The organism is Candidatus Viridilinea mediisalina (assembly GCF_002532535.1).
Classification (GTDB): domain Bacteria; phylum Chloroflexota; class Chloroflexia; order Chloroflexales; family Chloroflexaceae; genus Viridilinea; species Viridilinea mediisalina.
Window position 1 is genome coordinate 21,290 of sequence record NZ_NQWI01000017.1, and the last position, 15,225, is coordinate 36,514.

13 protein-coding genes and 1 tRNA gene are annotated in these 15,225 nt (G+C 58.0%); 8 read left to right on the forward strand and 6 right to left on the reverse strand.

All coding sequences use genetic code 11. The features are described 5' to 3' along the window. Window positions 1-233: 233 nt before the first annotated feature. Window positions 234-968 (forward strand): RNA polymerase sigma factor, encoded by a 735-nt coding sequence (locus tag CJ255_RS05830; RefSeq protein WP_097643152.1) that lies wholly within the window; start codon window positions 234-236, stop codon window positions 966-968. A gap of 60 nt (window positions 969-1,028) precedes the next feature. Here the strand turns inward: CJ255_RS05830 and CJ255_RS05835 are convergent, their stop codons facing one another. The 5 genes from CJ255_RS05835 to pufB all read right to left on the reverse strand — a co-directional run bounded on the left by CJ255_RS05835 (window position 1,029) and on the right by pufB (window position 6,014). Continuing rightward, window positions 1,029-2,267 (reverse strand): geranylgeranyl diphosphate reductase, encoded by a 1,239-nt coding sequence (locus tag CJ255_RS05835; protein WP_097643153.1) that lies wholly within the window; start codon window positions 2,265-2,267, stop codon window positions 1,029-1,031. A 13-nt stretch (window positions 2,268-2,280) separates the two neighbouring features. Next, on the reverse strand, window positions 2,281-3,213 hold the full coding sequence (gene chlG / locus CJ255_RS05840; protein WP_097643154.1) for a chlorophyll synthase ChlG: 933 nt from the start codon (window positions 3,211-3,213) through the stop codon (window positions 2,281-2,283). 824 nt (window positions 3,214-4,037) lie between these two features. Beyond that, entirely contained in the window at window positions 4,038-5,318 is a 1,281-nt protein-coding gene (gene puf2C, locus CJ255_RS05845; protein WP_097643155.1) for a cytochrome c-554 Puf2C, read from the reverse strand. 254 nt (window positions 5,319-5,572) lie between these two features. Next, entirely contained in the window at window positions 5,573-5,752 is a 180-nt protein-coding gene (pufA, locus tag CJ255_RS05850; RefSeq protein ID WP_097643156.1) for a light-harvesting protein, read from the reverse strand. Between the two features lie 100 nt (window positions 5,753-5,852). Continuing rightward, the gene (gene pufB / locus CJ255_RS05855) at window positions 5,853-6,014 is read right to left on the reverse strand and encodes a light-harvesting antenna LH1, beta subunit (RefSeq protein ID WP_097643157.1); all 162 of its coding nucleotides are present in this window, start codon (window positions 6,012-6,014) and stop codon (window positions 5,853-5,855) included. Between the two features lie 299 nt (window positions 6,015-6,313). Between pufB and CJ255_RS05860 the strand changes: the two genes are divergently transcribed. The 7 genes from CJ255_RS05860 to CJ255_RS05890 all read left to right on the forward strand — a co-directional run bounded on the left by CJ255_RS05860 (window position 6,314) and on the right by CJ255_RS05890 (window position 14,873). Further along, window positions 6,314-8,086 carry an ABC transporter ATP-binding protein gene (locus CJ255_RS05860; protein WP_097643158.1) on the forward strand — a complete coding sequence of 591 codons (1,773 nt, stop codon included), beginning with the start codon at window positions 6,314-6,316 and terminating at the stop codon, window positions 8,084-8,086. Between the two features lie 251 nt (window positions 8,087-8,337). Next, entirely contained in the window at window positions 8,338-9,177 is an 840-nt protein-coding gene (locus CJ255_RS05865) for a CPBP family intramembrane glutamic endopeptidase (RefSeq protein ID WP_097643159.1), read from the forward strand. Between the two features lie 160 nt (window positions 9,178-9,337). Then, window positions 9,338-11,125: an ABC transporter ATP-binding protein gene (locus CJ255_RS05870; RefSeq protein ID WP_097643160.1), complete on the forward strand. Its 1,788-nt coding sequence runs from the start codon at window positions 9,338-9,340 to the stop codon at window positions 11,123-11,125. A 347-nt stretch (window positions 11,126-11,472) separates the two neighbouring features. Continuing rightward, on the forward strand, window positions 11,473-12,165 hold the full coding sequence (locus tag CJ255_RS05875; RefSeq protein WP_097643161.1) for an MSMEG_4193 family putative phosphomutase: 693 nt from the start codon (window positions 11,473-11,475) through the stop codon (window positions 12,163-12,165). Beyond that, window positions 12,158-12,694, forward strand: a complete 537-nt coding sequence (locus tag CJ255_RS05880) for a DUF3090 family protein (RefSeq protein ID WP_097643162.1) — start codon at window positions 12,158-12,160, stop codon at window positions 12,692-12,694. Before CJ255_RS05875 ends, CJ255_RS05880 begins: the two co-directional genes overlap by 8 nt. A gap of 4 nt (window positions 12,695-12,698) precedes the next feature. Continuing rightward, on the forward strand, window positions 12,699-13,439 hold the full coding sequence (locus CJ255_RS05885; protein WP_097643163.1) for an SCO1664 family protein: 741 nt from the start codon (window positions 12,699-12,701) through the stop codon (window positions 13,437-13,439). Between the two features lie 480 nt (window positions 13,440-13,919). Then, on the forward strand, window positions 13,920-14,873 hold the full coding sequence (locus tag CJ255_RS05890) for a tyrosine-type recombinase/integrase (RefSeq protein WP_097643164.1): 954 nt from the start codon (window positions 13,920-13,922) through the stop codon (window positions 14,871-14,873). 253 nt (window positions 14,874-15,126) lie between these two features. Here CJ255_RS05890 and CJ255_RS05895 read toward each other — a convergent pair. Then, window positions 15,127-15,203, reverse strand: a tRNA-Arg gene (locus CJ255_RS05895). Window positions 15,204-15,225: the final 22 nt, after the last annotated feature.

Sequence of the window (15,225 nt, forward strand, 5' to 3'; positions counted from 1 at the left end):
TGTGGTGGCTTCGACAAGCTCAGCCAACGCGACGCCCCCTACGAGCCCAAGGCTTTTTCGCGCTAACAAACCTCTATATGGTTACAATGCCGTCGGCGCAAAACATAGCCCCAACCTCCCCATTTCGTCAGGTAAGCAGGAGGTGACTCGCCTCTAAATTGTGGGCGCGGCAAGCTAGACTGGTCTCAGTATAAACGTGGCAACCAGATGCGATGCCAGAGAGGAGACCAGCCATGACTCAGCCGATGATCGTTAGTCCTAGCCAAGTGATCACCTCTACGCCCGAGACCCGCGCTGAAGCCGAGCGCATGGAGTTGAGCGCACTGGCTCAGCGTGCCTCGGCTGAGAGCCGCCGCTTCTATCAGCATGAGCCATACGATCCTCAGTTTGCCTATGAGCTCTTCCGCCGCGCTTTGGTGGAGCGCGATGATAGCGCCTGGGGTTACCTCTTTGATCAGTATGCGCCGCTTGTGGAACATTGGGTGCGTCGGAGTGGGGCTTTTGCCATTAGCGGTGAGAGCAGTGAGTTCTTTGTCAGTGCGGCCTTTACGCGCTTCTGGCGGGCTATTCCTGCACCACGCTTCGCTTCGTTCCCCAATTTGGCCGCGCTGCTCAACTATCTGCGCCGCTGTGCCACCTGTGTGGTGATTGATACCGCCCGCGCTCAGTCCTGTGCCGATATTATTCCCGATGAGTATGTCAATTGGAACGATCAGCGCCTCGGCCACGCTGATGAAGAGGCCACCGAGCGCGTGAGCCGTGAGGAGTTCTGGAAGCTGGTGGATGGCCTGCTCAATACTGAGCTTGAACGGATTGTCATGCGTAGCTCCTTCATCCTGGGGATGAAGCCTGCCGAGATCTTTGCCCGCTACCACAATCACTTTGGATCAGTTGAAGAGGTCTATACACTCAAGCGCGCCCTGCTCTCGCGCCTGCGCAAGAGCCCTGAACTGCGCGGGTTGTATTAGAAAAGGGGTGCATGCGGAAACCGGGTTTCCGCATACACCCCTTCTTGAACAAACCGAACTCTAGCTTACCTCGGCCAGCCCCAGGCGTTCACGCACCGGGGTACGGCGTTGCAAATAGTTGCGCACTTGGGCCATGATGATGTCTTTGGTCATACGCATCTGCACGAGCCAAGGGGCCGGGGCCATCTGTTTGTACATGTAGCTATCAAAGGTCAGGCGCTGCACATCGGCGTTGCGGCACATTTCGGTAAAGACCTCCATCTGCCGTTCGTTGCCATAGCCCCACCACTGGAGCCAACGCAGGAAGTTGTACATGAGGCCATACTCTTGCCACCAGATACGCTCGTAGGTACGCAGGTTGGCCGCACTGGGCACATCAAGGAAGTGTGCCAGCGTTTGGGCTGCCAACTGGCCGCTCTTCATCGCCCAATAGATGCCCTCGCCTGAGGTGTGTACCACCAAGCCCGCCGCATCACCCACGAGCATAGCCCGTTCAAAGGCCATATGCTTGCGCGGTTCCATTGGCAGGGCGTGGGCCTCCCGCAAGAGCAACTGGCCGCCTGTAATCGCTGGGCCCAAGCGCGTCTTCAGGTTACTCAAGAGACGCTTGGCATGGGCCGTATAGCGCGGCCCCGCCCCAATCCCAAGGGCAATATGGTCACACTTGGGGAAGGCCCAGGCATAGAGATCGGGGCTAACCTCAGAGCCCAAATAGAGATCTGCGGTCTCGGCCCAGCGGGCCATCTGCGCTTCAGGCAGTGCAATGCGCTCTTGAATAGCCACCGCCCGTGGCATCTGGGGCAAGCCAAGCATACGCGCCGTGGGCGAATAGCAGCCATCAGCACCGATCACCGCAGCAGCCTGAATGGTCTGCTCCTGGCCATTGGCCATTGAGCGATAGCGCGCCGTTACGCCAGCGTGGTTAACCTCTAGGCCCAACAACTGGCCATGGATCAGATCGGCACCCCGGCGCTGGGCGCGTTCGCGCAGAAAACCATCAAAGATCTCGCGGCGCACCATGGCGACATAATCATCATCAGACGGCACACTGCCCGCCACCGGCACAATCGTCTCTTGGCCTGAGGGCGACACCATCAAGCAATACTTAATCTTACGGTCAATCAGGCGTTGCGGCAGATCAAACTCCGTGAAGGCTACGGGCGGAATGGCCCCGCCACAGGGCTTGGCCTTGACCAACTCCTTCTCAAGCATCACCGTCTCGACGCCGAGTCCACGCAAGGTAATGGCCGCAATAGCCCCACCAACCGAGGCACCAACAACCAAGACACGCTGCGCCATAGAGCTACTCCTACTAGGCCGCAATACCAATCGCCGCTGCTAACATCCCCCAGACGAAGAGCATAATCGCGGTCGCATTAAAGAAGACCTCATTATTCTCAGGGTCGCGGATGAAGCGCACATTCGGAATACTCTGGAGGGTCAGCAGCACCGCAACCACAGCAGCGGCAATAGTATGGCCCCACCAGAAGAGCAGCGCAATCACAGCGATCTGGGCGAGGCCCATGATCGTAACGACCATCCGTGCAGCGGTGACCTTGCCATACTGCACTGGGATCGAGCGAATACCCATTCTGGCATCGCCCTTCATGCTCTTAAAATCATTCACCGTCATGATGCCGTGGGCACCAAACGAATAGAGCATCGCAATCACAAAGCTTTGGGTGGTCAAGGCGCCAAAGGCGACATGGCCGGCCATCCAGGCCAAGCCTTCATACGAGACCGCCACGAGGGCATTGCCATACCAGCCATTGCGCTTGGCACGCAGCGGCTTAATGCTATAGGCAAGGGCACAGACCAGGCCCAAGCCAACAAAGAGGACAACCTGCCCACCGAGGAAGATAGCAATCGCCGCACCAATCGTGGTCAGCAGGGCCGTCAGGATATAGACGTGGCGCAGCGAAACTTGACCGGAAGGAATGAGGCGATTGGGTTCGTTGATCGCATCCACCTCACGGTCGCAGTAATCATTAACCACCTGTGACATACCAGTGAGGATCGGGCCAGCCATCAAGAGGCCAATTGCCAAGCGCCCCAACGGATCAATTCCCCATGCCAAGCCGCCACTAGCGACAGCCCCACAGAGGAAGGCCCACGCCGGCGCAAACCAAGTCACCGGCTTCATCAGAGTCAAAGAGCGGATCAACGTAGCACGCGCACTAGCAAGCGGGCTCAAAGCAGCGGGGGGAGCAGGGGCAAGGCCGGAACCTTTGCGCATGTCGCTCATCAGGCGGCTCATTTCTAGAGATCTCGGGCCAGGGCGGGGGGCACCAAGCGAGGACGCGGGGACGCGGGGACGTGAGACGCGGGAGGCGAGGACGCGGGAGGCGAGGACGCGGGAGGCGCGATGACGCGGGGACGCGGGGACGCGGGGAGGCGAGGACGCGGGGAGGCAAGGATGCGCCTCACGCGTCCTTACAAGATTGTAAAGCTACAAGCGCCTTTCTGCAACTTCTCCTATAAGGGATGGTTGCAGAACACTTTACCGTTTGGCCTCTGACGGAGTGCCGACGTTAGGGAAGCAGAAATTGTTACGTATCCCAGCATCCTGTCATGCTGAATAGTCCATGGGCGGGCATCGTAGTGCCGACTTTAGTCGGCTGAGGTCTTTGGCAGCGATGGGAAGCCGACTAAAGTCGGCACTACACTACGGCGCAAACAGGAACGTTCCTACGCACCTTCGCTCAAGGTGGACAAGCAACGGGGCAATCAACTACATCCGCTTCCCTTAGTCGGCTGAGGTCGCTGACAACCCCCGGATGCCGACTAACGTCGGCACTCCAACGGTATGCTGAAAGGCCTTTCTGCAACCACCCGTTTGCGCCATTAGGCAGTGCCGACGTTAGTCGGCTGAGGTCGCTGACAACCCCCGGATGCCGACTAACGTCGGCACTACGACGGTAATGCTACAAGCGCCTTAGCGCAAAAAAGCTCTGAACCGCGCCGCTTGGCTTCGCCCCTTCGACAAACTCAGGGTTCAGCCAGCGGCGCGGTGGCTGCGAGGAGACGAAGCCCTCGCCGCTTCGCCTCACGCATCCTCGCAAGATCGCACTAATTACCACGCAAGATCGGTGGAAGAACCACCACACCGGCGTCACCTTCAGGGATACTGGACTGGTTGATCGAGCCACGCGGGATATTCATGCCCTGGTGGCACGTGTAGCACGCGGGCACATTATAGATCTGACCATCGCCCAGAGTGCGGTAGGAGAAGCGGCTTGCGCCACCACTCAACGCCGACGGCACCTCATCGTGGGGAATAGCGCCATAGCCGGGCAACCCATCAAAGGCCGCCCACTCCTCAGCGATGTAGGTAGTCATCAGCAACATCTGCTGGGCCTTAAGCTTATTATACCCTGCCAGCGGATCGATCACATTGCGACCAGCCGCGTCCAACTCATAGGCCACAAAGTTGCGCGAGTTGTGGCAGAAGGTACAACCGACCCCAAGCGACCACGCATTGTAGTTCATCACATTCTGATTGATCGTGACCTGCTCTTGGGTCGGCCCGCCGTTGAAGGTCAAGGCCAAAGAACCACGCCCGCTCGCGGGATCGTCTGCCGTGTAGGGCTTCCAAACCTGGTAGTTATAAATATACCAGATCACGGCATCTTGGAGACCAACGGGGGTGCGAATCTCTTCAGGCTTGAGAGCCGGATCGAGGACACGCTCGCCCTGATCGTCAAGAATCTCAACGGTGACCGGAATATCGGGCACACTCTTGACAAACTGCGAATTGAAGCCTTCAAGATTCTTCGGCGCATTGTAGTGGCAGGTTGCACACTGAATGTAGTTGCCCTGCCAATTAGGCAGATCAACAATAAACATGGCATTCAGATCAGCCACCAGATAGAACATATCACGCGCAGCAAGCTTCTCGGGGTAGGTATCGAGGGCAAAATTGTTGATGTCGTGGCAATACTGGCAACCAACACCGAGGCCACCAGAGACATACAACTGCATGTAGGTCCAGAGTTGGGCCGAGTCCATGCCCGTCAGAACCTGAACGTTCACGGGACTAGGGAACTCATCAACCCAGGCTTGACCTGCCTGGACACCCTCAATCCAAGCAACCTCACCTAGCCATGGTTCACGCGGATCACCGTCGAGAACCAGGTTTGGTTCAGCCTCCGTGATCGCCCGAATGCCATCATCGGTATTCCAAGTGGCACGGGCCAACTCAGCGGCAGCAACATTCGGAGCATCCGCTGCTGCCACAAGCCTATAGATCCACCAGAAGGTGCCAATGGTGATGACAGCCACAAAGATGCCGACTGCCACCGAGATAAAGATCGCCGCCTGTCGATCAGTAGGACGAGTTGGCGATTGCATAGGAGTCTCCTAAAACTCCAGGTCAGCAGCTCGGCGGTGCCGTATCTGTACGGAGCCGGCTCCGACATGAAAGTATACACCCGTTATTTTAGCCGGTCAACGTGTTGAACTATGTGCAACAAAGGTGCATATGGTGTGGTTTAGGGCAACACGCCCCTGAAAGTCAACAACCGCCAGCAGAGCGTGCTGGCGGTTGTTGCTCACTTCACGAGACACCCCATACTCAAGGCACGAGGAGTGCCACCAGCGATCATCTAGAGCAGGGCAATCAGGGAATTGAAGACGAGCATCACAGACGAGGCGGCGCTATCCGAATTGTCGAACCAATTGTAGCGCTCCGTACTCAACACCACGAAGTGAACAAGCAGAGCAACCACAAAACCAAGAACCGTAAAAATCACAATGTTCGTGCGAACTGGACTGCGTGGAGGCATAACTCAACTCCTTAGAGGTTATAGGCTTTTGAATCGTTGGGCATCGCCCTGGCGGGCGATAGCACGCCCGTCATCCCTAAACCGCTTGCCTCTGAAGGCATTATGGCAACCACGGGCGCCAAATCCAGACCAACAGATGGGCAACGGCTGCGATGGCACCAAAACCCCAGAAGGATTTCACCATGATGTCATGCATCAGCCAGTCCTGGTTGTTGAACAGCGAACGCCATTTCGGGGGAACCAGATCGTCATCGTCGCGCATGGGCGAACCTCCACTACTTACAGACACGACCCACAGTAGAGAACACCAGGTACGACTAGCGCGCCTGGCGGCGATTGTCGCACCAATCCATACCCGTGACCGGGATTGGAAACAGAAATGTATCAGATGTTAAAACGTCTTGCTCTGGGCTAAATTATATAGAAGGCAACAAAATTTGTCAATCGTTGCTTTTAAGCAAAATGTGATGATTTCGCTACCAAACTGCCCGCGCCCCCCAAAAGCCCAAATCCGCCTCCCGACTGAGGGCTTGCCGCCCTTCTGGGTGCTATAGTAGCACCATGAATCATCTGCGTCATCTTTGGCCCTACCTTGTGCGCTACCGCCGCGCTATGCTGGCGGGTTTGCTCTGTGCGGCCCTTGGGGCGGGCGTCAGTACCTTAGCACCCTTGGTGCTGCGCTTGGCGGTGGATGAATTGACCACTGCTGGCGTGTTGCCCACCCAGTTGCTGCACTATGGTGCCCTGCTGCTGCTGATTGCACTGGCCGATGGTAGCTTTAAGTTCATCCAGCGCATGCTGATTGCGGGTGCCTCCTATGAGATTGAGCATGATCTGCGCCGCGATCTCTTTGAACACTATCTGCGCCTTGATCAAGCCTTTTTTAGCCAGCACCATACCGGCGATCTGATGGCACGGGCTACGAATGATCTGAGTAGTGTGCGCCAGTTGCTTGGCCCTGGGATTAGTGGCACCGCGACGGCACTGCTTACCTTTGGCGCTGCCGCGATCCTGATGTTGCTGATGCACAGCACCCTAGCCCTCGTGGTGCTACTGCTGCTGCCTATGACGACGCTGGTCTTTGTGCTGGTAGGTAACCGCATGCGGCGCATCTTTACCAAGGTGCAAGACCAGTTTGGGCTGCTTTCGACCCGCGTCCAGGAGAATTTTTCGGGTATCCGCACGATTAAAGCCTATGGCCAAGAGGAGGCTGAGTTGGCCGTTTTTGCCGCCGATAATGCACACTACCGCCAACTGAATTTGCGCTATGTGCTGCTGAGTGGGGCGCTCTGGCCCACGATGCTGCTCTGCCTCGGCGCAGTAGCCGCTCTGACTCTCTTTGTCGGCGGGCGCTTGGTGGTGGCTGGGGAGCTTACACTGGGGCAGTTGGTGCAGTTCAATGCCTATGTGGGCTTGCTCACCTTTCCTGTGCTGATGCTGGGCTGGGTGGTTTCACTCTATCAACAGGCGGCTGCCTCGATGGGCCGCTTGGTTGAGATATTTCAGGGTAAACCTGCGATTGTGAATCCGCCCACACCACAGCCCTTGCCCACGCCTCGTGGTGCGGTGACCTTCGATCAGGTGGGGGTGCGCTTTGCCGAGCAGCAGCCTGGATTGGCAGGGTTGCAACGCCCCACCTGGATGCTACGCGATATTTCGTTCCACATTCCGCCTGGGGGCTCGCTTGCGATCGTAGGAGCAACTGGTAGCGGCAAGACGACTCTGGTCAATCTGTTGGCGCGGGTGCGCGATCCCGATGCGGGCCAAGTGCTGCTGGATGGCTATGATCTGCGTAGCCTCGATCTAGCCGATCTGCGCCGAGCGGTGGGCTATGTACCCCAAGAGACCTTCCTGTTTAGTGTAGCGTTGCGCGAGAATGTTGCCTTTGGGGTACAGCAGGTAGAGGAACAGACGCTCGAACATGCGCTTCATGTCTCGCGTTTGGTTAACGATCTTGAACAATTCCCCGACGGGATTGATACGCTGGTAGGCGAACGGGGGGTAACTTTGTCGGGTGGGCAGAAGCAGCGTGTCGCAATTGCGCGAGCAATTGTGCGCGATCCGGCGATTCTGGTGCTCGACGATGCCCTGAGTAGTGTAGACAGCCACACCGCTGCCGAGATTCTCGCTGGGCTACGCAGCGTCATGCAAGGGCGCACGAGCATCATTATTGCCCAGCGGGTCGCCACGGTGCGTGCAGCCGACCAGATCATTGTGCTGCACGAGGGCCAGGTGGCCGAACGGGGTAGCCACAGTGAACTCCTACGAATCAATGGCCACTATGCGGCGATGTATCGCCGGGAGTTGCTTGCAGCGGAGCTTGAGGAGTTGTAGCTTGGCCTCACGGTGGCTTCAACAGGCTGGCTTCGACAGGCTCAGCCACCGAGCCACCGAGCCACCGAGCCACCGAGCCACCGAGCCACCGAGCCACCGAGCCACCGAGCCACCGAGCCACCGAGCCACCGAGCCACCGAGCCGCTGGCTGAGCTTGTCGAAGCCAAGCGGTGCGGCCCCGGACTTTTTCGCGCTAACAATGTTCTTCGAGGGAGGCTTCGCTTCCCCTGAATTTCCACTAGGAGCACACGATGATGACAACACCTACGAATACCAACACGCTGATCAACCAGCCGCCGCCGGCAACCCATTTTGCCAAGACCTTTGTGGCGCTCTTGGGGCTGGGTCTGCTCGGTGTGCTGACGCTGATCCCGTTTATCTTTGATCAGGTAGATGTGTTACCGCCAGAACTGACTGAGCTACCCACCCCTGTGCTCATAGCAGTCTTACTGCTCAATCCACTCATATTGCTGGCGATTGCGGTTGCGGTTGGCACGCTGCTGGCCCATCGGGTTGGGTTGCGTTCGTTAGTGGCAGAGCGGGTGCGCTCAGGTACGGTGATCTGGCCCAATCTACGCCCGCACATACCCATGGCGTTTGTTACTGGCCTTGTGTTGATGTTGATCATCACAGGGTTGGATCAACTCATGGATCCTTTTGCTAATGCTGAGTTGATTGGCGAGTTGCCAACGGCAGACAACCCCCTTATGCAATTGGTGATGGGGGTGCTGTATGGAGGCATTACCGAAGAGTTGTTGCTGCGCTGGGGCTTTATGAGTCTGCTGGTCTGGATGGGCTGGCGGGTGTTTCAACGGGGCACTGGGGTACCCCATGCGGCACTGGTCTGGACGGCGATCATTGTGGCGGCGATTGCCTTTGGTGTAGGCCACCTGCCAGCGATGGCCTCAATTGTGGTTCTCACGCCGCTCATTATCGTCCGCACCATTCTGCTGAACGCCTTGGCAGGCATCTACTTTGGCTGGCTCTTCTGGCGCTACAACCTAGAGACGGCGATGGTGAGCCATGCCTCGTTCCATGTTGGGATGTTTGTGATCAGTCTGGGTGTGTTGTTGCTTGGGAATGGTTCGTAGCCATTTTTGGCGGGGAGGCGGAGAGGCGAGGATGCGGGGAGGTGGAGACGCGGAGAGGCGAGGGGGCGGGGAGGCGGAGAGGCGAGGGGGCGGGGAGGCGGGGATGCGCGGAGGCGCGGAGGCGCGGAGGCGGGGATGCGGAGAGGCGAGGACGTGAGGCATGGCACGAGGTTTCGATAACGACAGCATTATGGGCAAAGCCTACGACGGGCGTCTCATCCGGCGGATGTTGCCCTTTGTTGCGCCGCACAAGCTGCGGCTGCTGCTGGCGATTGCGCTGCTGATTGGCGCGGCCCTTACTGAGATTGTGCCGCCGCTGTTGGTGCAGCAGGCGATTGATGGGCCGATTAGCGCCGGGCAACTTGAGGGGCTTTGGAGCATCTTTGCGCTCTATGCGGGGGTGTTGGTGAGCAACTTTGCCCTGCGGTATCTGCACAACTACCTTATCAATAGTGTGGGCCAAGCGGTGATGATGGATTTGCGACTCAAACTTTTTGCACATATGCAACGCTTGAGTCTCAGTTTTCACGACCGCAACCCGGTGGGGCGCTTGTTGACACGTATCACCAATGATGTGGATGCGCTTAATGAGTTCCTGACTCAGGGCATGGTGATGATTTTGGCCGATCTGGTGACGCTCACGGCAATCATTGTGATCATGTTTGTACTCAATTGGCAATTGGCGCTGATTAGTTTAGCGACGTTGCCAGTGTTGGCCCTGATTGTGCTGATCTACCAGCGCGTGATGCGTGCAACCTACCGCATCATTCGTGAGCGGCTGGCGCAGATCAATGCCTATCTGAACGAGCAGATTGGTGGCGTGCTGGTGACGCAACTCTTTGGCCAAGAGCCGCAGAGCCGTAAGCATTTCGCCCACTTGAGCGGACAGTATGTGGATGCGAATGTTCATGCAGTGCTAATCTTTGCGATCTTTATGCCGACGGTGCAATTCATGGCGGCCCTCGCCACAGCGGCGCTGCTCTGGGGTGGCGGTGCGGGCGTCTTGGGGGGATGGGCTTCGTTGGGCATGCTGGTAGCTTTTGTGCAGTACACGCAACGCGCCTTTGAGCCGATCCGCAACCTGGCCGAACGCTACACGATCCTGCAAGCGGCAATGGCCGCGATGGAGCGCATTGTGGGTGTTCTCGATACGCAAGAGGAGGTGCGCGATCCTGAGCAGCCCAAGCGCCTGCCCACGCCGGTGCGCGGCACGATTACGCTTGAGAATGTGGTCTTTGGCTATGCACCCGACGAACCGGTGTTGCATGGTATCAACCTGCAGATCCCGGCGGGCCAGGCGGTGGCGATTGTGGGGGCCACGGGAGCGGGCAAGAGCAGCCTCGTGGGTCTCTTGGCGCGCTTCTATGATGTACAGGCGGGGCGGATTATGCTTGATGGAGTGGATATTCGCACGGTGGCCCAGCGCGAGTTGCGCCGCCACATTGCTGCGGTGCCACAAGATCCGGTCTGTTTTTCGGGTACGATTGCCAGCAACATTCGTCTGCACAGCCAAACGATCAGCGATGAAGCCTTGCGCCGCGCCGCCGAGTTGGTCAATGCGGCGAGTTTCATCGAGCGCTTGCCGGGCGGCTACGACTACGCAGTGCGCGAACGGGGCAGCAACCTCTCGGTGGGGCAGCGCCAACTCTTGGCTTTTGCGCGGGCACTGGCCTTCAACCCGGAGGTACTGCTGGTGCTAGACGAAGCCACGAGTAGCGTAGATACTGCGACCGAGGCGTTGATCCAGGATGCGCTGGAGCGGATGCTGCGCGGGCGCACGAGCATCATTATTGCCCATCGCCTAAGCACGATTCGCCATGTTGATCGGATCATTGTGCTGCACAAAGGGCGGATTGTTGAAGATGGCAACCATGAGCAATTGCTGGCGCAACGTGGCTACTACTACCGACTTCATTCCGGCTTAGAGCAACAGATTGTGGTATCATGAGGGGGTAGGGGAAGGGCTTTTAGGTAGAGCGTTTTTGCAGAGATGCAGAGCTTTTCACCATTTGCGAGGACGCGAAGACGCGAAGACGCGAGGACGCGAAGCCCTCGCCTCTTCGCCTCACGCATCCACGCATCCTCGCAACATGGTAAAGTAACCTTCGGTTTTTCTGAAACCATGCCTCATGCTGCCTTCCCAACTAGGATTGGAGTTCTGCAGGCCAAGGCCTAAGAGTCTGTCTGAAAAGCTAGTGGGGGTATGCATTGGAGTGCCGGCTTTAGCCGGCTGAAGCCGGCACTCCAACGCCAGTTCATAGACTTTTCAGACAGCCTCTAAGAACGGAGCATCTTTTGAGCCTACTGTTGCTAATCCGTCATGGAACCAACGATTGGGTCCATGGTCGCCTCGCCGGTTGGACGCCGGGCGTCCATCTGAATGAAGAGGGCTGGCGTCAAGCAGCGCTCCTGAGTGAACGACTTGGCGATCTGCCCATCAGTGCTATCTATACGAGTCCACTTGAGCGTTGTGTCGAAACAGCCACGGCCATTGCCCAACCGCGCGGGCTTACCTTGCGCTTGGTTGAGCAGATTGGCGAGGTGCGTTACGGCGATTGGCAAGGAGCCGAACTGAAAGAGCTATACAAGCACGAATTGTGGCCCGGGGTGCAGCACTATCCAAGTGGTACGCGCTTTCCCAACGGCGAGACATTGGGTGAAGCCCAGATGCGCATGGTGCAGGCGCTCGATCAGTTGCGGAGCCAACATCCCAACCAGATCATCGCCGTTGTCTCGCATGCCGACATTATCAAATTGGCGACCGCCTATTATATAGGTATGCACCTTGATCTCTTTCAGCGGCTGGTAATCAACCCCTGCTCACTCACGGCACTTGCCTTTGAGCGCATGGGCCCCCGGCTGCTGGCCCTGAACGACAGCGGTTCGCTCGAACATCTGCGTCCGCGCCCAGAGGCACCCGCGTCTAGCGCAGCCCCTTCGTCCTCAGAGGCCGAAGGCGGGCCGCACCCAGAGCAGGAGCATGTCTGAGTTTACCATTGATCTCGACTCGGTTCAGCGCATCACCGCCGGTGCTGTTGGCCCCAAAGGCCAGCGGGTCTTCTATGTGCAGGCCCGTCGTGGCGCCCAGATGATTACGCTGCTGGCCGAAAAAGAACAAATTCGCGCCCTTGCCGATGCGATTGGACGGCTGCTCGATAGCTTGGCGGAAAAGAATCCCCGTTTGTCTACCTCCGATGATCTGCTGGTGACCGACATGAGCCTGGAGGAGCCCTTAGAGCCCGAATTCCGCATCGGGCAGATGGGCTTGGGCTACGATAGCGACCGTGACCTTGTGGTACTCTTGGTGCAAGGAACCGTCGCTGAGGAAGAGGAGGAGGCGCAGACGGCGCGCTTTTCGGCTTCGCGGGCGCAGATGCGCACTTTGGCGAGCCATGCAGCCCAGGTGGTTGCCGCCGGACGGCCCATCTGCGGCAACTGTGGGCGTCCGATTGATCCTAGTGGGCACTTCTGCCCTCATCGCAATGGTCATGGCCCGGTGCTCACACCACCAGAGTAGTGTCATGGATGATCAACCCCAAGCCATTGGTGTCGCCCGCGTGCTTGAGGCACTGGCCAACGGTACGCTGATGCTGGAGGGCGCAATGCCCTTCAGCAGTAATTACACGCTGTTGACACGGGTTGAACACGAAGATGTTGAGCTGTTGGCCATCTACAAGCCGCGCCGTGGCGAACGACCGCTCTGGGATTTCCCCAAGGGGACGCTCTACCGCCGCGAAGCGGCTGCCTACGTGGTCTCGGAGTGTCTCGGCTTTGGCTTGGTGCCGCCGACGGTGGTGCGCGATGGGCCGTATGGGATTGGCATGCTCCAGTTCTTCGTTGCCAATGATGATGAAGCGCACCTCTTCACGATGCTCAAAGAGGGTAGCTATGATGAGCGTCTGCGCCAACTCTGCGCCTTCGACTACGTGATTAACAATGCCGACCGCAAGAGTGGCCACGGGCTCAAAGGCTTGGATGGCCGACTCTGGGCGATTGACCACGGCATCTGTTTCCACTACGAACTCAAGTTGCGGACGGTGCTGTGGGATTTTATGGGGGAGCCCCTTGGCCCAGAGCTGCTGGCCGCGCTCGGCCACCTGCGTACATGCCTTGAGCACCAGCATCCGGCGGTGCAACTCCTGAACGATCTCTTGGCCAAACCTGAGTTGCGTGCGCTACGGCGGCGTCTCGACCACCTGATTAGCAGCAACGCATTTCCTGAGCCGGGGCCGGGGCCGAATGTGCCATGGCCGCCAGTGTAGCGGGAAGTTGCGGGATCGCAAGTATCTCATAGAGCCTGCTTGCGGGCCTTGTAGCTTTATGCCCGGCGAACCCAAAAATAATTGCTTGTCCGCAAGATGCCAGATATAACGCGGATGGCGCTAGAGCGCCATGTAGTTATCTGGCATGGATCGTGCAATGATCATATGAGGTAGATTGAAACGACTACGCTTGCCGATCTTGTGTGCAAGACCTACCGATAGCTGAGATCTCAAATATTCACATTTCTGAACTAGAAAAGGATTGAAGTTTTTGCTATAATGCAAAATAGGTTAGGCTTCAAGGGTTATAGCTACGTGGCATCCCTTGAGCTACCGGCAGAGGGCCAAGCCCCTGCGCATCTGTCGCCAGACTGCCTAGGATGGAGCGCACGCCAGCGATAGTCCGACCTGCTATTCACACCTACGCAGCCCCTCTGCGTATGGGAGAGCGCCACGATAGGCGCTATAGAGGAGAGTGATATGTCTACAAGCGGCAGCCTCAATGGCCAACGGTCGCGCACTATCGCAAGCGAACTCGAAAGCTTCCTAAGCGACATTCAACGTGAACATGGCCTGAGCAGCAACACCATCACTTCGTATCGTTGCGATCTCCGTACTGCAGCCGCTGCGATGACGAAGCCGATCGAGACGATTGCAATCAGTGACATCAAAGTGTTTTTAGAGAGTCGTCACGAGCAACCAGGGACGACCAATCGGCGGATTGCTAGTCTAGGGCGTTTTTTCCGCTGGGCGGTGGCTAAGGGGTATGCGCTGCACAATCCGGTCGATCAGGTGGGCGCACGCCACCATGCCGAACATCGCCCCCAGCCGATTGCAAGCGAGACGGAGCGCCGGGCGTTGGATGCGGCGATTGCCAGTGCGACCCAGCCCTATCGGTTGATCTTTACGCTGCTCCGCGAGATTGGAGTGCGTACTGATGAGGTCCTCAACCTGAATCTTGGAGATGTGATCCTTGAGCCAGGCCGAGAGGTCTTGCTGGTTCACGATAGCAAGAGTGGTACGAAGCGCATGGTGGTACTCACGCCCGACGCGATGCCGCGCAGCTTACGGGGGTTACGCAGTTGGGTGCGCGATATGGACGAGAGCCTACCTGCCGACACCCCGCTCTTCCGCTCATCGCGGGGCAATCGTGCCTCATATGATACGCTGCACCGCCGTTGGGTCTTGGTCTGCAAGCATGCGCGTTTGGTAGACATCGTGGATGGGCGCGAAGTACCACGCTACACCTTGCATCACCTGCGCCATACCGCCGCAGCCGAGTTGATCGCCTTCTACCCCGAACAGGTGGTGCGGCGCATCCTGGGCCACCGCGACCCGCGTAGCACGCGGCGTTACGCCGAAATAGTGCGCGCCACGCCCCCAAACCCGGCGAAGACCTTAACCCCGCCCCGGCGCGAGCAGCAGGCGAGTTAGGAGGGGCAGGGAGAGGAGTAGAGGGTTGCACCATAGAGGCACCGAGAACACCGGGAAGGGTGTGGTATGGCCATCAACATTGTTGGCACTCCATCCGTTACTATCTCTGTGTCCTTGATGTCTCTATGGTGCCATCCTCTGCCCCTCTTCTTGTTGGCGTTGTGAACCCCTTGTTCAAAAAGTGACGAGAATCGAAAAGGGAAGGGCTTCACCCTCCCCATCACAGAGATTGCAAAAAGACCCGCCTTCATCGTGGCGACCCGGGAGGGATTCGAACCCCCGACACCTAGTTCCGAAGACTAGTGCTCTAATCCACTGAGCTACCGGGCCACGATGCGCCTAGTCTATCATA

Excerpts from the sequence above, each read along its gene's own strand:
- CJ255_RS05880 (WP_097643162.1), top strand. The coding sequence starts at position 12,158 with ATGTCTGAGTTTACCATTGATCTCGACTCGGTTCAGCGCATCACCGCC.
- puf2C (WP_097643155.1), bottom strand. The coding sequence starts at position 5,318 with ATGCAATCGCCAACTCGTCCTACTGATCGACAGGCGGCGATCTTTATC.
- pufA (WP_097643156.1), bottom strand. The coding sequence starts at position 5,752 with ATGCCTCCACGCAGTCCAGTTCGCACGAACATTGTGATTTTTACGGTT.
- pufB (WP_097643157.1), bottom strand. The coding sequence starts at position 6,014 with ATGCGCGACGATGACGATCTGGTTCCCCCGAAATGGCGTTCGCTGTTC.
- CJ255_RS05885 (WP_097643163.1), top strand. The coding sequence starts at position 12,699 with ATGGATGATCAACCCCAAGCCATTGGTGTCGCCCGCGTGCTTGAGGCA.
- CJ255_RS05830 (WP_097643152.1), top strand. The coding sequence starts at position 234 with ATGACTCAGCCGATGATCGTTAGTCCTAGCCAAGTGATCACCTCTACG.
- CJ255_RS05870 (WP_097643160.1), top strand. The coding sequence starts at position 9,338 with ATGGCACGAGGTTTCGATAACGACAGCATTATGGGCAAAGCCTACGAC.
- CJ255_RS05860 (WP_097643158.1), top strand. The coding sequence starts at position 6,314 with ATGAATCATCTGCGTCATCTTTGGCCCTACCTTGTGCGCTACCGCCGC.
- CJ255_RS05890 (WP_097643164.1), top strand. The coding sequence starts at position 13,920 with ATGTCTACAAGCGGCAGCCTCAATGGCCAACGGTCGCGCACTATCGCA.
- chlG (WP_097643154.1), bottom strand. The coding sequence starts at position 3,213 with ATGAGCGACATGCGCAAAGGTTCCGGCCTTGCCCCTGCTCCCCCCGCT.
- CJ255_RS05835 (WP_097643153.1), bottom strand. The coding sequence starts at position 2,267 with ATGGCGCAGCGTGTCTTGGTTGTTGGTGCCTCGGTTGGTGGGGCTATT.
- CJ255_RS05865 (WP_097643159.1), top strand. The coding sequence starts at position 8,338 with ATGATGACAACACCTACGAATACCAACACGCTGATCAACCAGCCGCCG.